The organism is Enhydrobacter sp. (assembly GCA_025808875.1).
GTDB lineage: Bacteria > Pseudomonadota > Alphaproteobacteria > Reyranellales > Reyranellaceae > Reyranella.
In genome coordinates this window covers 778241-792299 of record CP075528.1, presented here as the reverse complement: position 1 = coordinate 792299, position 14059 = coordinate 778241, and the positions used below count along the sequence as shown (strand labels likewise).

14 protein-coding genes are annotated in these 14059 nt (G+C 64.4%); 5 read left to right on the top strand and 9 right to left on the bottom strand.

Annotated elements, in window-relative coordinates; all coding sequences use genetic code 11:
• Positions 1–4 precede the first annotated feature (4 nt).
• Entirely contained in the window at positions 5–2098 is a 2094-nt protein-coding gene (locus tag KIT25_03900) for a type IV secretion system DNA-binding domain-containing protein (protein UYN96098.1), read from the bottom strand.
• Positions 2088–2510: a hypothetical protein gene (locus KIT25_03895; GenBank protein ID UYN96097.1), complete on the bottom strand. Its 423-nt coding sequence runs from the start codon at positions 2508–2510 to the stop codon at positions 2088–2090. The genes KIT25_03900 and KIT25_03895 overlap by 11 nt, the downstream gene beginning before the upstream one ends.
• Before the next feature lie 792 nt (positions 2511–3302).
• Here KIT25_03895 and KIT25_03890 point away from each other — a divergent pair.
• The 4 genes from KIT25_03890 (at position 3303) to KIT25_03875 (ending at position 6628) form a co-directional block, all read left to right on the top strand.
• On the top strand, positions 3303–3530 hold the full coding sequence (locus KIT25_03890; GenBank protein ID UYN96096.1) for a hypothetical protein: 228 nt from the start codon (positions 3303–3305) through the stop codon (positions 3528–3530).
• A gap of 89 nt (positions 3531–3619) precedes the next feature.
• Positions 3620–4096, top strand: a complete 477-nt coding sequence (locus tag KIT25_03885) for a hypothetical protein (GenBank protein UYN96095.1) — start codon at positions 3620–3622, stop codon at positions 4094–4096.
• Positions 4097–4404: 308 nt separating this feature from the next.
• Positions 4405–5880, top strand: a complete 1476-nt coding sequence (locus KIT25_03880) for a YcaO-like family protein (protein ID UYN96094.1) — start codon at positions 4405–4407, stop codon at positions 5878–5880.
• Between the two features lies 1 nt (position 5881).
• Positions 5882–6628 (top strand): SagB/ThcOx family dehydrogenase, encoded by a 747-nt coding sequence (locus KIT25_03875; GenBank protein ID UYN96093.1) that lies wholly within the window; start codon positions 5882–5884, stop codon positions 6626–6628.
• A 160-nt stretch (positions 6629–6788) separates the two neighbouring features.
• Here the strand turns inward: KIT25_03875 and KIT25_03870 are convergent, their stop codons facing one another.
• The 6 genes from KIT25_03870 to KIT25_03845 form a co-directional block, all read right to left on the bottom strand.
• Positions 6789–7622 carry a DUF4760 domain-containing protein gene (locus KIT25_03870; GenBank protein UYN96092.1) on the bottom strand — a complete coding sequence of 278 codons (834 nt, stop codon included), beginning with the start codon at positions 7620–7622 and terminating at the stop codon, positions 6789–6791.
• 348 nt (positions 7623–7970) lie between these two features.
• Positions 7971–8708, bottom strand: coding sequence for a peptidoglycan-binding protein (locus tag KIT25_03865; protein ID UYN96091.1), 738 nt, complete (start codon positions 8706–8708; stop codon positions 7971–7973).
• A 46-nt stretch (positions 8709–8754) separates the two neighbouring features.
• A complete protein-coding gene (locus KIT25_03860; GenBank protein ID UYN96090.1) occupies positions 8755–9288 on the bottom strand; it encodes a hypothetical protein in 534 nt (177 codons plus the stop codon).
• A 126-nt stretch (positions 9289–9414) separates the two neighbouring features.
• Positions 9415–9741 (bottom strand): hypothetical protein, encoded by a 327-nt coding sequence (locus tag KIT25_03855; GenBank protein ID UYN96089.1) that lies wholly within the window; start codon positions 9739–9741, stop codon positions 9415–9417.
• Between the two features lie 33 nt (positions 9742–9774).
• Entirely contained in the window at positions 9775–10782 is a 1008-nt protein-coding gene (locus KIT25_03850; protein UYN96088.1) for a hypothetical protein, read from the bottom strand.
• 472 nt (positions 10783–11254) lie between these two features.
• Entirely contained in the window at positions 11255–11734 is a 480-nt protein-coding gene (locus KIT25_03845) for a helix-turn-helix transcriptional regulator (GenBank protein ID UYN96087.1), read from the bottom strand.
• Between the two features lie 361 nt (positions 11735–12095).
• Between KIT25_03845 and KIT25_03840 the strand changes: the two genes are divergently transcribed.
• Positions 12096–13202 (top strand): hypothetical protein, encoded by a 1107-nt coding sequence (locus tag KIT25_03840; protein ID UYN96086.1) that lies wholly within the window; start codon positions 12096–12098, stop codon positions 13200–13202.
• Between the two features lie 326 nt (positions 13203–13528).
• Here KIT25_03840 and KIT25_03835 read toward each other — a convergent pair whose 3' ends face one another.
• Positions 13529–14035 (bottom strand): hypothetical protein, encoded by a 507-nt coding sequence (locus KIT25_03835; protein UYN96085.1) that lies wholly within the window; start codon positions 14033–14035, stop codon positions 13529–13531.
• Between the last annotated feature and the right edge of the window lie 24 nt (positions 14036–14059).

Below are 14059 nucleotides of genomic sequence, written 5' to 3'. Positions count from 1 at the left end.
TGCACTAAGACCGCCAGTCGTCCGCGTGCTCTTCGGTAGGAGGCGCATCCGGCACCGGTGGCGATGACGGCGTCTCGACCGGGACCGCCGCGGACGACGTCTCCATGGGCCACGTGCCGTACCGTCCGCGATTGCGCTCCACCAGCACCCGCTCCTCCTCGGCGCTCATGCGCGGCAGACCTTCGAGCGTCCCGAACGGCACGGCGAGCCGCAGCGCGCTCTCGGTGCTGTTGCGGACGTAGCAGGCGAACTCGGTCGACGCGCGGCGCTTCCTGATGGACGAGATGAACTCGCCCGTCGTGCGCATGCCGGGCGCGAGCGCCCGCGCATCGCGGTCGTTGACGCCGCCCGCCAGCTTGATCGCCGTGTTGGCGCTGATGGCGCTGCGCAGCGAGACGGAGAGCTGGTCGAGGTGTTGGTGCGCGAGCACCAGCCCGACGTTGAACTTCCGCGCCTGCTCGAGGAGGAGCTGGATGTTGTCGTCGAAATACTCCGACGCCTCGTCGACGACGAGGTAGGTGGGGTGGCGGTCCTTGGCCGCGACGCGCTCGTAGACGGCGCGGATCACGAGGGCGATCATGTAGCGGCCGAACAGCGCCGAGGCGTCGGCTTTCAGGAGCGCCTTGCTGGTATTGACCAGCACCACCTTGCCGGACTGCATGGCGTCGAACATGTCGAGGCGGTTCTCCTGGGCCGAGAACATGCGGTCGAACGCCGGGACCGACAGGACGCCGTAGAGCCGCCGGGCGATCTGCTGGCGCAGGTCGGCATAGCGCTTGGTGAAGAACTGGTTCTGGAAATACGCCTGCGCGGTCGGCTCCAGCGCCGGGACGTAGTCCTTGAAGCGGCTCTGCTCGATGGTGGAGGCGGGGTCTTCCATCAGTTCGCGCAGGGTGTGGATGGTGGCGCCGGGGATCGCCAGCATCAGCCGCGATACGAACGCGAACGCCGTGCTCTGCCGGCTCGTCATCTCGGCGGCGATCGAGGCGAAGATGTAGTTGTAGAGCTCGACGATGCCTGCCTGGAGCTGCTCGCGGTGCAGGGCCGAGTAGCGCGCAGCCCGCGCGTTCGCCGTGTCGAACATGTTGAGCGCCGGGGAATACTGCTCCGGGTCGACGATCACCAGCCGGTCGGGGTTGTCGGCGAAGACGGCGAGCCGCTGGATCTTGCGCAGCATCTCGCCCTGGCTGTCGATGACGATCAGCGACGGGGGAGCGGGTCGCTGGAGATCGTGGGCGATGAGATGCTGCAGGAGCTGCGTCTTGCCGTGGCCGGAGCCGGCCACGACGTGCATGTGCTCGACGCGGACCTCGTCGGGCAGGGCGAACGGCACGGGCATGAGGAAGAGGTCGAGAAACGGCGTTCCACGCAGATACGTCTCGACCAGCTCCTGCGGCGGCAGGTCCGAGTCGACGGCCATGATCAGCGGCTTGCGCGACTTGTCGTCGTCCGGGGCGACGCCCGAGGCGCGGCAAACGTTGTCGTAGAGTCGGGCCCGCAGCTCGACACAAAGGCCCAGCTCGGCAAGCTCCCGGTCGTGCGCCGTGCCGACGATCCTGTCCACGGCTTTGCCGACATCCTCCAGGACCGACAGCAGCGGCACGGTGAACAGGGCAGTCGCCCCCTCCTTCCCGGTTCGGGGCAGCGCCCGGATCAGCCCGCCGAACAGATCGGCCAGGCTGTCGACGAGTACCTCCACCACCCGTTCGTGGTTGGCCAGGAAGTGCTGCTTGGCACGCAGGAAGCGACTGAGGTCGACCTGCTCGCGCAGCGACAACACCTCCGTGCTCCAGTCGATCTCCGGGAAGGTGAAGAGCGTCGTCTCCAGGCCAAGTACCTCTTGCTGGCACCGGTCGAGCGCCTCGGCGAGCGGCACCGAGTCCGGCAGCTCGACGGCTTCGCCGACCCGCTCGGCGACGACCGCGCTCACGACCGAGACGATGTTCTCATGGCTGTAGTTGGACGCCTCGTGTGCCGCCCGCACCTCCCGGTACAGCGCGACGGTCTCGTCCAGGTCGCGGGCGCGCTCGTCGGTGAACCGCCGGAGGAACGGGGTGAAGACCGAGGCCGGCCGCGGCGGCGGTATCTTAGAACTCAACGACCTCTTCCCGGCCGTCGAACGTGACCGCCGTCTCGAGATACGCCTTCAGGTTCTCGCAGGCATCGACGATGGCCCGCTCGGCTGCCATGAGCTCGACCAGCTCCTTGCACTCGATGTGCTGGCCTTGCATCAAGCCGTCGATGGTGACGCGCAGCGTCAGCGCCGCCATCGCCATGCTCGCGATGCCCCGGGCGTTCTTCCACAGGCCCGAACCGACGGCCGCCGCGTCATATCCCCGCGTCGACGCCGCATCGCCGAAGTGGCCGAACGCGCTTTCACTGTGTTTCTTGCGCGCGTCGCTGTCGTAGACGACGAGTTTTCCGAGATCGTATTTCTTAACGAGCGCGCGTTCCTCGTCGGAGAGATCGGCGCGCGCGTCGAGCGCGAAGAACACCTTGCCGCCGAGCATGCCGCCCGTCCGCTGCGAACGCTTGAGCTTCAGTTGCATGACCGCCCCCCGACGGACGAGAGAAGTGCAGGCAGTATGCACGTATGGGATGTGGACATCCAGAGGAAATCCACCGCTCTCATCCAGAGATGGTCGAGGCCTCCGCCAGGAGGCCGCAGACCGACTCTCACGCGCGCGGTGCACGCGTGCGCGTGGAGTCGAAGGCAGCGTGAGCTGGGCATGCGGCGGTATCGATTTCGATTGAAGTCGCGCGGGCGGGCGGCCGCCTTCGAGGGGAGATGGCGGAACATCGCGGCGCGCACCGTCACCCTCACCCCGCCTTACCCTAGGGGCGGAGCGTAAGGAGGGGTGTAGGGAGGGTCCGGGCTTCCGATGTTGCCCCCTCGCGACCATCGCGTAGACATCTAAAGGCGAGACGGCCACAATCGGCCTGCCTGACGATGGGACGCGATCGGTGTTGGGCGGGGGAGATTCTTCATGGTGGTGAAACGGATTCTTTGCCTGGCAATGATCGTCGCCAGCGTCGCGAGCTGCGCTCAGGCGCCTGCCTCCAGCACTGCTAATCCGGGCATGGGCCCTGCCGCCGCGGGGGGGGGGGGTTGACCCGACCGCCAGCGGCGTCGGAGCCAGGGTTGAGCAAGGCGCCCCGCAGCGTCTTCGGTGATCCTGCAGCCAAGCGCTGATGGACAAGTCGAAAGGCAGGATGGCTTTTGTGGAGCGGCGACCGCGGTACGCCGGTTGTCCAAAGTCACGTGAGCATGGGCTCACGGGCTAACTTACAGGAGGGTCGCCATGCGGCTTCCCATCATTGTCAGCGTGCTCTGTATGCTCGTCGTCGGCGCCTCAAGCGCCCAGGGGATTGCGGCTGAGTCGCAGCGCCGATCGGTCGTCGCTGCAGATGCCTCGGCTGAGGTGCGCGCCAAAGCTGTGAACGCCGAGGCAAGTGCTGAGGCTGGCGCGACACTCAAGTTCAGCAAAATTCCCGCCGGCGTCTCCGGCGAGGCTGGAGTTCGGCAGTGAACCGGACTCGCATAGGGGTCAACGTCGCGACGTTGGCCTTCTTTCCTACCGGTGGTTTGTTTTCGTAGCGACGCGACAGGTAGGGTTCCATGAGGACCATCGTCTACGTCTCTACGATGCTGATTGCGTGTTTCGCCGGCGTCTCGACCGCTCACGCGCAGAGCCAGATCGCGCTCTCGTTCGACGAGCAGGTGGCAAAGGTCTGCGCCGAGAATTTCCCCAAGGGCGTCAGCTACACGGGGAAGATGCAGACCAAGCGCGGCGGAGTCGGTCCGCTCTTTCCGACAGATGTTCGTTGGGACATCGCGGAGTGCCGCCCAGGCAAGTTCAACTCCGGTGAGCGCGCCATCGTGATCAGCGGCGACTGGTGGGTCGACGGCATCGTCACACAGGCCGGCAAGTCCTTCTACTACGGCTTAAGCGGTTCGACGCTCACTGTCGTTGCCTCGACGAATAGCGTCAGCAAGGTCAAGAAGGCGGTTATCACACTTCAGGACGAAAAGAATTTCGTCGTTGAGATGTGGTACGCGACGTACCAGAATAAGACGCTGATGAGTCGCAAGTAGGCGACGACAATCGCCTCGCTCTCATTGGATCCGCCCAAACTCGAGCGCCCCAGTCCTGTCGGCGGCTTGTTTTCATAGCGGCTCTACCACTAGGCTTGGTGGGCGGTTCGTCGCCTGCACATAGGGCGTCCTTAGTCACACGCTCTGCATGGTCGTCATTACGACATCTGGTTGAAGAGGAGTGAGTCCTGCCGGGTTCACGACGCGGCGCTTGCCTGTGAAGCTTCCCGGCGCCGTGCGCGTGGTACACTGGCGCGACGAAGCGTATGTCCGAGCAGGAAGTAAGCGTCACACGACATCGCCGTGGCATGGCGCTTCCCTCGACGGTGACGCTCCGGGAGGCGACGGATTCGCTGGCGGGCCCGGCCTCGCGGTTCAGGAAGCCCTGGCGCTGGCGCGAGCGCGCCCGGCTCATGCTCTCGCAAGCCGGCGTGCGGTGGGGCGTGCTGGAGAACGTCGAGCTGCCCGTCGCGTCACCCGTGCCGCTGCATTGGCAGCCGATCTTCAGCTTCCTGTACCGCGAGGGCGTGATCGAGCGGCCCGGCTTCGACAGCCCGGCCTTCCGCAACGACATGCCGAAGACCCTGTCGGTCGCCGTCAGAGGCGTGGCCGGCGGCACGGGCGAGCGCGTCACCGGCCATGCCTCGGGCCGCGATGCCGACGAAACCATCTCGAAGGCCCTGGGCGAGTTCCTGGAGCGGTACTCGGCGGCCATCGTCGACCGGGGCGCCTGCACGCGCGCCTCGATCGCCGAGCTCGAACGGCGCGGGACCCGCTTCCTCGATCCGCGGACGCTGTGCCGGTTCTCGGCAGACCAGGTCGCGCGCTTCGAGGGATTTCGCTACAGCGCCGCCACTCCATTCCATTGGGTCACGGGCACGGAGCTGCTCTCGGGCCAGCCGCACTTCATCCCGGCTCAATTGGCGCAGTACCCCTTTCGGGCGGCCGCGCCGGACGAGCCCATCCTCAACCCGCACACCTCGAACGGCATGGCGGGGCACTTCTCCCGCGAGGAGGCGATTCTCGCGGGCCTCAAGGAGCTCGTCCAGCGCGACGCGTTCCTGATCTACTGGCTCAACGCCCTCACACCTCGTCGCATCGATGTCGCGGATGTTCCGGAAGCCGAGTTCCAGCGGCTCGTGGCGTATGCCAGGGCGCATCGGACCGAGCTGCACTTCCTCGACCTGCGCACCGACCTGCCCGTGCCGACGGCCGTCTGCATCGCGGTCGCGCGGCGGAAGGACGGCCCGATCGTCACCGTGGGGGCGGGCAACGGCGCGACGGCGCTCCAGGCGCTCGAGCGCGCCTACTTCGAAGCCATCCCCGCGCTCTCGCTCTCCGCGGTGCCGCAGCCCGTCGATCCGGCCGCCGAAACCTACATGCCCTTCGCCGATCCGAAGATCGGCAAGCTCGAGCGCATCACGCTGTGGCGGGGAGAGGAATGGCTCGCGCGCCTCGGCTTCTGGCTCGACGGCCCGCTGGAGCCGTTCGCAGCCTTCGCCGAGCAGTTCGCGCGCCACCGATCTCCCAGCGCGGAACTGCACGCGCTGACGGAGGCATTCCGCCGCCTCGGTCCGGGCTACGGCATCTACGTCCACACCATGGAGAACCCCATCATCGAGGCGCTGGGCTACCACGCGGTCCAGGTTCGCGTGCCCAAGCTCGTGCCGATGTACCTCAACGAACACCAGGCGCCGCTCGAGGCGGAGCGGCTCTCGTCGGTGCCCGCGGCGCTCGGCCTGACGCCGGGCGGGCGCACCGTCTTCCCGCATCCCTTTCCCTGACATGGACTACTCCCGGCTGTTCCATCATCGGTCGAAGGAGCACGGCGCCGGGCGGCGCGCCCATGCGTCCCCGGAGGCGGCAGCGCAGGCCGCGTCGACGATCCACTACAAGGTCTATCTGAGATGCGAGGTCGTCGAGCTGCCGCGTCCCGACATCGCCTGCAGCCTGTCCGACGCCATCCGCCAGCGCGCGAGCCGTCATGCCGACGGCGCGGCGCTCTCCCTCGACGACATCGGCGGCCTTCTCCTGTGGAGCGGCGGGATCGTGGGCGGGAAGGCGCCGCGCGAGGGCGAGGCACGGCCCTCCCGTCGCGCGCACCCGTCGGGTGGCGCCCGCTATCCCATCGAGCTGTACCTGCTCAACCTCGCCGGCGGCGAGCTTGCGCGCGGCGTCTATCACTATCGCGTGCGCGAGCACGTCCTCGAGGCCGTCTTCGGCGGCGAGGTGCTCGACGACGCGAAAGACCTGTTCCGGTACGACTGGATCGCGCGCAGCTCGGCGGTGGTCGTCATGACCGCAATCTTCGACCGCACGCAGGACAAGTACGGCGAGCGCGGCTACCGCTACGTGCTGGTCGAGGCGGGGCACATCGGGCAGAACCTGTCGCTCGTCGGCGCGGCGCGGGGGATCGGCGTCACCATGCTCGGCGGCACGAACGACCCCGCCATGGAAGCCCTGCTCGATCTCGACGGCACCACCGAATCCGTCATCTACAGCGCTGCGCTCAGCAAGGCCTCGACACGCTGACCGCATGGTATCGTCGAGCGTTTATGGGAGGGGTACGCCCAAGGGTCAGGTTCCCGCGCGTACATTGGCGCACAGGCAGTCGAGACGGCGTACGTGCAAGGATATCCAAGGACAACGGGTGCTCTACGCGTCGACCAGCGCAAGCTCACATTAGTCACGACTACGTACTGAACTCTATTGATTTGTCATTCCTCCATTGTTCGACGACGTGGCAAAAATGCTCGTAGGCGCGCTGCTCCTCTTCTTGGTTAAGCTTTATGAAAGCGTTCGCCCGTGAGTGGAAGTTGACCATTACGCCGCGGAGGGACTTCTTCAGCAGAGATTCGTCAAGGTCATTGGCGCGCAGAGCGACTGCGAGAAACTCGAAATAGTTGGCCAGGTACCGGAGCGCGTCATACGGATGAGGATCATCAAACGAATTCTGCCCGTTGTTCTCTGCTTCCTGCTTTAAATGGTAAAGATGATCCGGCGCGATTGAGGAGTTTCTCGGGAAGGCTTTCGCATATGCATACCGATGTTTGTTGAACTCCGCACTTTCTCGCATTTGCAACAAGACGTTGAGTGTGTGCTGCTTGCGGCTCAAGTCCCGGAGGATTCTATTCTGCTCAATCTGGTTTCGCACGCTGAGGAACGCGGAGGTTAGCCAGCCGATGGTCGCCATCATCGCCGCATAAATGGTGGCTTGTCCGATTGGACCGGCTTCTTTGGTGTAGTCAAGTAAGAGAATGCCAACGAGGATTGTGAATAAGACCGCGGTGACGTAATTCTCTACGTGGGTATTTGCAGCTTTGGTACTGTGTATGCGAAGAAACACCAACCCCACTAGCACCGCGCCAATTGCACCCACCCACACTCCAATGACCGCGACGTGCACCCAGTGCTTAGACAGTGCTGGGGCGAGAGCTGCGGAGTTGGAGAGTGTTACCCATTGTTCCAATGCCCAAACGAGCAGCACAACCAAGATAAAGCCCGTTAGTATTCTGAGCGAGTTCATAGGCTTGGCCGAATTAGAAGGGCCGCCAACAAAGGCGGCCCGTCGATTCTACTAATGATAGCATCCGAGATGCAAGTTACGCCTCCCCGGTGGCTTCAATCATTTTCGACCTCCTTCATGTGCGGGACAAAATATCCACGGCCTCTACTGAAACTAGTATCAGAATCCTGAATTATATCAATAGATTGCCGGGGATAAGGGTGAAACGAGCGGCCTAGACACCCCGCTCGCCTCCCTAACGGGAAATGTCGGTGGGCACCCCTCTGGCATCGATCCGCTGTTTGAGCCAGCCCAGCACCACCACCTCGACCGCGTCACCGAATCCGTCATCTGCAGCACCGCCCCTTGTCAGCTCTTCACGTCCGCAGCCTTTGTCGGAGGCTGCACGGCGAACTCGAAGATGACGTCGCGCAACGGCCGGTCGCCAGCCAACTTCTTCATGGTTTGGGGGCCCAGTACACCGTCAACGAGGATGCCTTGCTCTTTCTGAAACTTCTTGATCGCATCAACAAGCTCGGTCGAAGCCACATTGCGCTTCTGCAGCTCATCGCGAATCAGGGCCTTCTTGGGATCGATCCCCAGCGCCTTCGCCGCAGACTTCAGTGTCTCCTCGAACGTATCCTGGGACTGGTTTCGCTGGTAGGCCTCCGCAAGGAGCACGGTCGCCTCGTTAGGCTTCCCCTCCTTGTTCAGGCCGTTGGCCGCTAGAGTCAGCCAGTCCGTCGCATCATATCGAGCTACAAACAACTCGATCGGCCCGTCGTCCGAGAAACAGTTCCCGGCGCTCGACTGACGATAGTACCCGGGCGTCGAGATCCGGGCGTAGATTTCCGCTCCTTGGGGGCAGCTTACTTTTGAAGGCGACCGCTGCACCCTGTGCACTCCCGCCGCGTAGCACTTGCTGGGGTCGTACATGGGACAATTGCTGCGGGAGTAGATGGCTGCATTCACGAGCGTGTTCGAGGAGCGGTCCTTAACAACGACGCGAACTTCGACAACGTTCGTCGTCTGCGCCGATCCATCCGATGGCCATCCCACTAGACATGCGACGAAAGCGGCGCACGCGCCGGCCAGTTTGCGCGTCATCATAGTGCCTCCGAGTAACGAGCCATAACCTGCACCATCATGCGGTTCACTTCGCCGGCGCCGTCGGCCGCGACAGTTGATAGGCCTTCGCGAGAGCGAGCCCAAATACGACTGCGGCGCCAAGCACCAAGGCGACGATCAACGTCAGCCAGTTGAACAGCAAGAAACTCTCGATGCCCCCTCCGATGACACGTACTGGCGTGTTTTCTTTGAAGCCGATGCCGAACCTGACCTTGCACGAGCCGGCGTGCGTAACGTTCACAAAGAACACGCTCCCCGGCATGAGCGAGCCGACGGTTACGCCGGTGAGTTCGCTCGGGGCCTCAAGGGTCCATTCGGTGCCGCCGGGCCGAGCTTGGGTCACGCAGCCGGTCGGTGCGAGAAAGTTGATCGTCAATTCCCCAATTCGTTTCGAACGAGACAGGTTGCGCATCTCGAATTTCGTGCCCGGCGGAGCGGAGACGGCCTCCGTCGCCGTATAGACGACCGGCACCGCCGTCAGGTCGGCGACGAGCTGTCCGATCGCCCAACTGATGACGGCCACTGCGATTCCGCAGAGGTAGGTCAACCGCTCGATCATCGTTTGTCCCCAAAGGGACGTGCGATCGTGCGAGCGCTGCGTAGAAACCTCTTCGCGTTTTCCTGGATCACCATTCGGTCCTTCCGCGGGGGTCCATCACCGATGCTTGGCGATGGCGCAGCCCCATCAAACGGCCGCCAGCAAGACCTTGCCCGCAAGCGTGGTTGCCTTCTCGAGCTTCTTCAGTAGCTCGCTGATTTGCATGACTGCGGCAAGGGCTGCCTTCGCCTCTGTGTTTGCGGTTGCCAGCTTGCCGACGGCGTCGTCGAGTTCGGCGGACGTCTTCGTGAGACCGTTTGTCTGAGCGGCAACGAGATTCTGCTCGGCTGTCTCCCAGTTGACCCGCAGCCGATCCTTCTCGGCTGGAGCGGCGCCATCGGCCCGGTCCATGAACGCCTTCTGCGCGTTCCGCTTGTTCTCAAGCATCTCGTCCAACCGCTCTTGTGGCGTCATTGCCCGAGTCTCCCCCTTAGAATCTTCGTAGACTCACGAACCGCTCTTGGCGCTCGCCCCGTGGACACGCTGGTAGTAGCCCTCGAGTTCGCTGGCCAAGGCAATGATGCTCGCAAGAGAGATGCGTCGCCCGGCTTCGAGTTGCTTGTGCTGCTCGACCATTGAATCGAGGAGCTTCAGGAGCGCATCGTAGGTCGGCCCGATGGTGGCGCGCTCGGCGTCGTACCGATCGTTGAGAATGCGCTCCACCGCGGCCTTGGCCTGCGGGGAGCGCAGGACGGCCGGATCGAGATCCTTGACGGCGACGATGTCGAATTCTGAGAGGAGTTCCTTCGTCGGCTGCTCGTAGCTCCCGATCCCGCGCCGCCGCGCCATGGTGCGCAGCGCGTGGCGGTCGTCGGCAATGGATTGGCGGATGGAGACTGCATAGATGCGCTCAGCCTTCAAGACCTCGGCAAGCTTCTCGACGCCCGTCCGCAGCGCCACGCTGGCCTTGGCGAGCTTGGCCCGCTGCACCTCTCGGGCGATCACGCCGAAGGCGAGGGAGAGCCCCTCGGTGACCTGCGGATCAAGCGGGCTGATGCCCTTCGCCAAGGACCCCGCGTCTCCGGGGAGTTCCTGCGCGGTCTTGAGAAATTCGTTGGTCTGGGCGAAGAACGCCGCCGCCGCGGCCTGGGTGTTCCCGGCAGCGTCGTACACGGCCAGCTCCTGGAACGACTTGTAGGCCGAGGAGAGCGCCCCGATCGCGTCGGCTCGCTTCTTGAGCAACTTCGCCAACTGAGCGATGTCCGACCCGTCCGACTTCATGACGAGGTCGCGGTTGCCGTCGACGAGGACGGCGAAGAACACCCGCCCTTCCCGCCAGGACGCCATGCGTGTCGCTGTCTGCCTAGCTTCGATATGCATGCGGTCGGACGCGGCGACGCCGGCATTGGCAAGCTGCTTGGCCTGCTCGATGTCAACCCCGCCACACGCCTGCAGCGTCGCGGCAAGCATACCGGCCACAACAACGCACGCCGCGCGCCAGGTAAGACGGCTCATTAACCCCCCTCGGCTACCGCGGCCTCTGCCCCGACCGCTACGGTAGCAAGATGAGTTATCCTACATGCGCTTGTAAGTAGATTACAGCGGAATCCTGCAACCGCCGCGCAATGGACATTGAGTTGCGGGCCGCGACGGCGGAAGGGATTGACGACGCTCGATGGGGAAGCGGCGATACGACAGGGCATTCGAGCGTACGGGTACGTTGAAGTTGGCAAATGCCGAGATTTCCCATAGGTCGCCCGATGGGCTGGAGAACGCCCGAACCTCCATGCTTCGGCCGCCTCCCCCTGCAGGACGCCCGGTTATCGGCGCCTCTTCATGCTGGCCGAGGGTCTGCGGATGTTCCTCGTAGGCGCGTTTCCGGAGTGATTTCAGAGTAATGGGCACGCCCGGCAAAAAGGTAACCCGACACACCCTGCGTCGGCACAGGACCCCGCACCGCTGAAAGACTGCGTTCCACGCCTCCCGCCTACTTCTCAATGCGCCGTCGCGTGTGCCTTTTCGCGGCCTGCAACACCTCGGCATGGCTCGCCGCGCCAACCGCCTTGACCATCTCGAAGATGCGCTTGCGCACCCGCGACTCGCGGATCTTGTAGTAGGCGCGCACCAGCTCGAGAGTCTCTCGCTTGATCAGCGGATCCTTCTCCTGCTCGAACGGCGTGCCCGCCTCGCCGAAGTCGCCCTTGCGCCCCCGGCCCGACATCGGCCTGCCAGCCAGTGCATTCGACGGCATCTCGTCGAAGAAATAGGAGACCGGCACGTCGAGCACCTTGGCAAACTCGAACAGGCGGCTCGAGCCGATGCGGTTCGAACCGCGCTCGTACTTCTGGATCTGCTGGAAGGTAAGTCCGACGCTGTTGCCAAGCCCGGATTGAGACATGCCCAGGAGCGTGCGCCGCTGGCGTACACGCACGCCCACATGAACGTCTACCGGATGCGCCTTCGCCATGAGCAGAACACCCCCCAGTTGCGGTTGGCTTCGGGTCTAGTACGTGGGATGCCGCCTTGCAACTTGACTGCTGGTTAGACAGCGGTGCAGCTATTCAGATGCTCTGAAACTTTGTCGATCGAACCCGCGATCCCACGCCTAGTCGGGGACGCAATTATATTCGTACGATAGTGCGTCAATGAGTGCGCCACCTCGTGACGACACTTGCCAACGGGAAGTGTCAGTGGGCACGCCTCTGGCGTCGATCCGCTGTTTGAGCCAGCCAGAACTGCCGTCTCGACGACATCACCGGATCCGTTATCTACAGCACCGCGCTCTGCAAGGCCTCGACCCGCTGACCGCATGGTATCGTTGAGCATACATGGTGGGCGCACGCGCAAGAGCCTCGCTTATCGTATTCGCGATCGTCGCGATCGCCGCCTGCGCGGGCTTCGGCTACTGGGCCTGGGATGCTTGGCAGGATGCCAAGCTCAAGAGTGACGCCGACGCCGGATTGAACGCCCTGTATCGCGGAGACTACGCCGCGGCACAACGCGACTTCACGGCGGCCGTCGACGGGGCCCGTGCGCCCGAGGACCGGGCGGGGTACCAGCTGCTGCTGGCGGGAAGCCTCGAGGCGAACGATCCGCAGCAGGCCGCCGACCGCTACCTCGACCTCATCGGCCGGCCCGGCCTCTCGGAGCAGACGCGCGCCTCCGCCTCGGTCCACCTCCTCATGTTCCTGAGCGCCCGCGGCGACGCGTCATTCACCAGGCAGGTCTTCGCGCGCTCGCCATGGGCTGGGTCGTACCAGCAGCTTCAGCAAGACGAGAGCATCAACGCGGACATCGCGATCGCCAAGGCCCACGAGGCCATCGCCACCTCGCACCCGAACTTCCTTTCGTACCTGCTGGCGGGTGAGTTCTACGCCCGCAAGTACCCGTACATGACGGGTGCCCTTGCCCGCTTCCGTTCCGAGTATGGGCAGAAGGCGGCCGAGTACTTCGACAAGGGCGTCGCGATGCTGCGCGCGGCGCGGGACGGAAGCGAGTGGGACAGGACGCGGCTGGCGTTGGGATACATGTTCGCCGCGACCTATGCCGTCGAGCTGTTCGACAACGGACTGGGCTCCCTCGACGAGCGAGCGCTGCGCGCCTTCTATTTGGAGGCGGCCGGCTATGCCGACGCCGCGAGCGCGGGCGAAGCGATTCTGGAGCAGGTCCGCTTCTCGATACGGCTCGCCTATGCCCGGCACCTGGCCGCGCATGCCCAGCCGGAGGATGCGAGCATCACCGCGACGATCGCCGCCGAGCTGGCAGGCCTCGCCACGAAAGCCCCCAACCGGCCGGCGATCGCGCAGATCATGGGGGCCACGGACGCCACGAGCAGGAGCGGCCGCCTTCGGCCGGCGCTGTTCTTCATGGCATCCTCCTCTCCCGCGCTCGCGCGGGAGATCTCCGCCGCGGTGGTACAATACCGACAAATATGAAAAGGCGCGGTCGCGGTACCAAGATCCTGTTCTCGATCCTCGGCTCGATCGGGATCGCTGCGTTGCCTGTCGCCGCGGACCATCCCGCGCATCGCGAGCACGCCATGTTTTCAATCGCGCAGGCCGAAGTGCCTCCCGTGGGCGGATTTCCTATTGATCCTCCCCTCACGGGCTCCTGTTGCGGCCCCGGCCCTGGCGGCGCCGGCTGCGATGGCTGCTGTTGCAGCGCTAGCTGCGGAGGAGACAGCGACGGATGTGACTACTGAGCAAACAAAAAGGGCGCGGCTGCAGTATGCCGCGCCCTCCCTCATTCGCCCCGATACTTGTCAGGGCTTGGGGCAGAAGAGCTCCTTCGTCTCATTGGCGTCGTAGACCAGGAGTCCCTTCGTGGGTGTTCCGTAGGCCGCCTCGCCGAGGATGATCTCGCCCTCGTACCGGAGACACGTCCCTTCGGGCGTGAACGTGCGCCAGTTGCGGTTGTCCGTTGCCCAGACCCATTTGGCGCTCGCTCCGTCGAAGAGGAACTCGCGAATGATCGGCCTGTCGCGAGCATCGTTTTGCGCTCTGACTGTGACGACGCAACGTGCCCCGGCGTCGGTCTGCCTCAGCATGCCCTGCGTCGTCGTCGAGAAGGTTATCTCGCGTCCGTGCTTGTTGGAGGGACTGGCGTTGACGAGCTTGCCGACGTAGGTCTTGTCGGCGAACCAGCCCAGGCACGCTTCGCGGAGCTGCGCATCGCTCACCGGCGTTGCCGCCGTCTGCTGGGCGTGCGCCGCGGACGCGACGGCAAGCCCCAAGGCAGCGACGATCGCCGCCAGGATTCTGGCGAACATTCGATTTCTCCTGATTGTGGGATG

Excerpts from the sequence above, each read along its gene's own strand:
- KIT25_03895 (UYN96097.1), bottom strand. The coding sequence starts at position 2,510 with ATGCTCGGCGGCAAGGTGTTCTTCGCGCTCGACGCGCGCGCCGATCTC.
- KIT25_03890 (UYN96096.1), top strand. The coding sequence starts at position 3,303 with ATGCGGCTTCCCATCATTGTCAGCGTGCTCTGTATGCTCGTCGTCGGC.
- KIT25_03885 (UYN96095.1), top strand. The coding sequence starts at position 3,620 with ATGAGGACCATCGTCTACGTCTCTACGATGCTGATTGCGTGTTTCGCC.
- KIT25_03880 (UYN96094.1), top strand. The coding sequence starts at position 4,405 with ATGGCGCTTCCCTCGACGGTGACGCTCCGGGAGGCGACGGATTCGCTG.
- KIT25_03875 (UYN96093.1), top strand. The coding sequence starts at position 5,882 with ATGGACTACTCCCGGCTGTTCCATCATCGGTCGAAGGAGCACGGCGCC.
- KIT25_03870 (UYN96092.1), bottom strand. The coding sequence starts at position 7,622 with ATGAACTCGCTCAGAATACTAACGGGCTTTATCTTGGTTGTGCTGCTC.
- KIT25_03865 (UYN96091.1), bottom strand. The coding sequence starts at position 8,708 with ATGACGCGCAAACTGGCCGGCGCGTGCGCCGCTTTCGTCGCATGTCTA.
- KIT25_03860 (UYN96090.1), bottom strand. The coding sequence starts at position 9,288 with ATGATCGAGCGGTTGACCTACCTCTGCGGAATCGCAGTGGCCGTCATC.
- KIT25_03855 (UYN96089.1), bottom strand. The coding sequence starts at position 9,741 with ATGACGCCACAAGAGCGGTTGGACGAGATGCTTGAGAACAAGCGGAAC.
- KIT25_03850 (UYN96088.1), bottom strand. The coding sequence starts at position 10,782 with ATGAGCCGTCTTACCTGGCGCGCGGCGTGCGTTGTTGTGGCCGGTATG.
- KIT25_03845 (UYN96087.1), bottom strand. The coding sequence starts at position 11,734 with ATGGCGAAGGCGCATCCGGTAGACGTTCATGTGGGCGTGCGTGTACGC.
- KIT25_03840 (UYN96086.1), top strand. The coding sequence starts at position 12,096 with ATGGTGGGCGCACGCGCAAGAGCCTCGCTTATCGTATTCGCGATCGTC.
- KIT25_03835 (UYN96085.1), bottom strand. The coding sequence starts at position 14,035 with ATGTTCGCCAGAATCCTGGCGGCGATCGTCGCTGCCTTGGGGCTTGCC.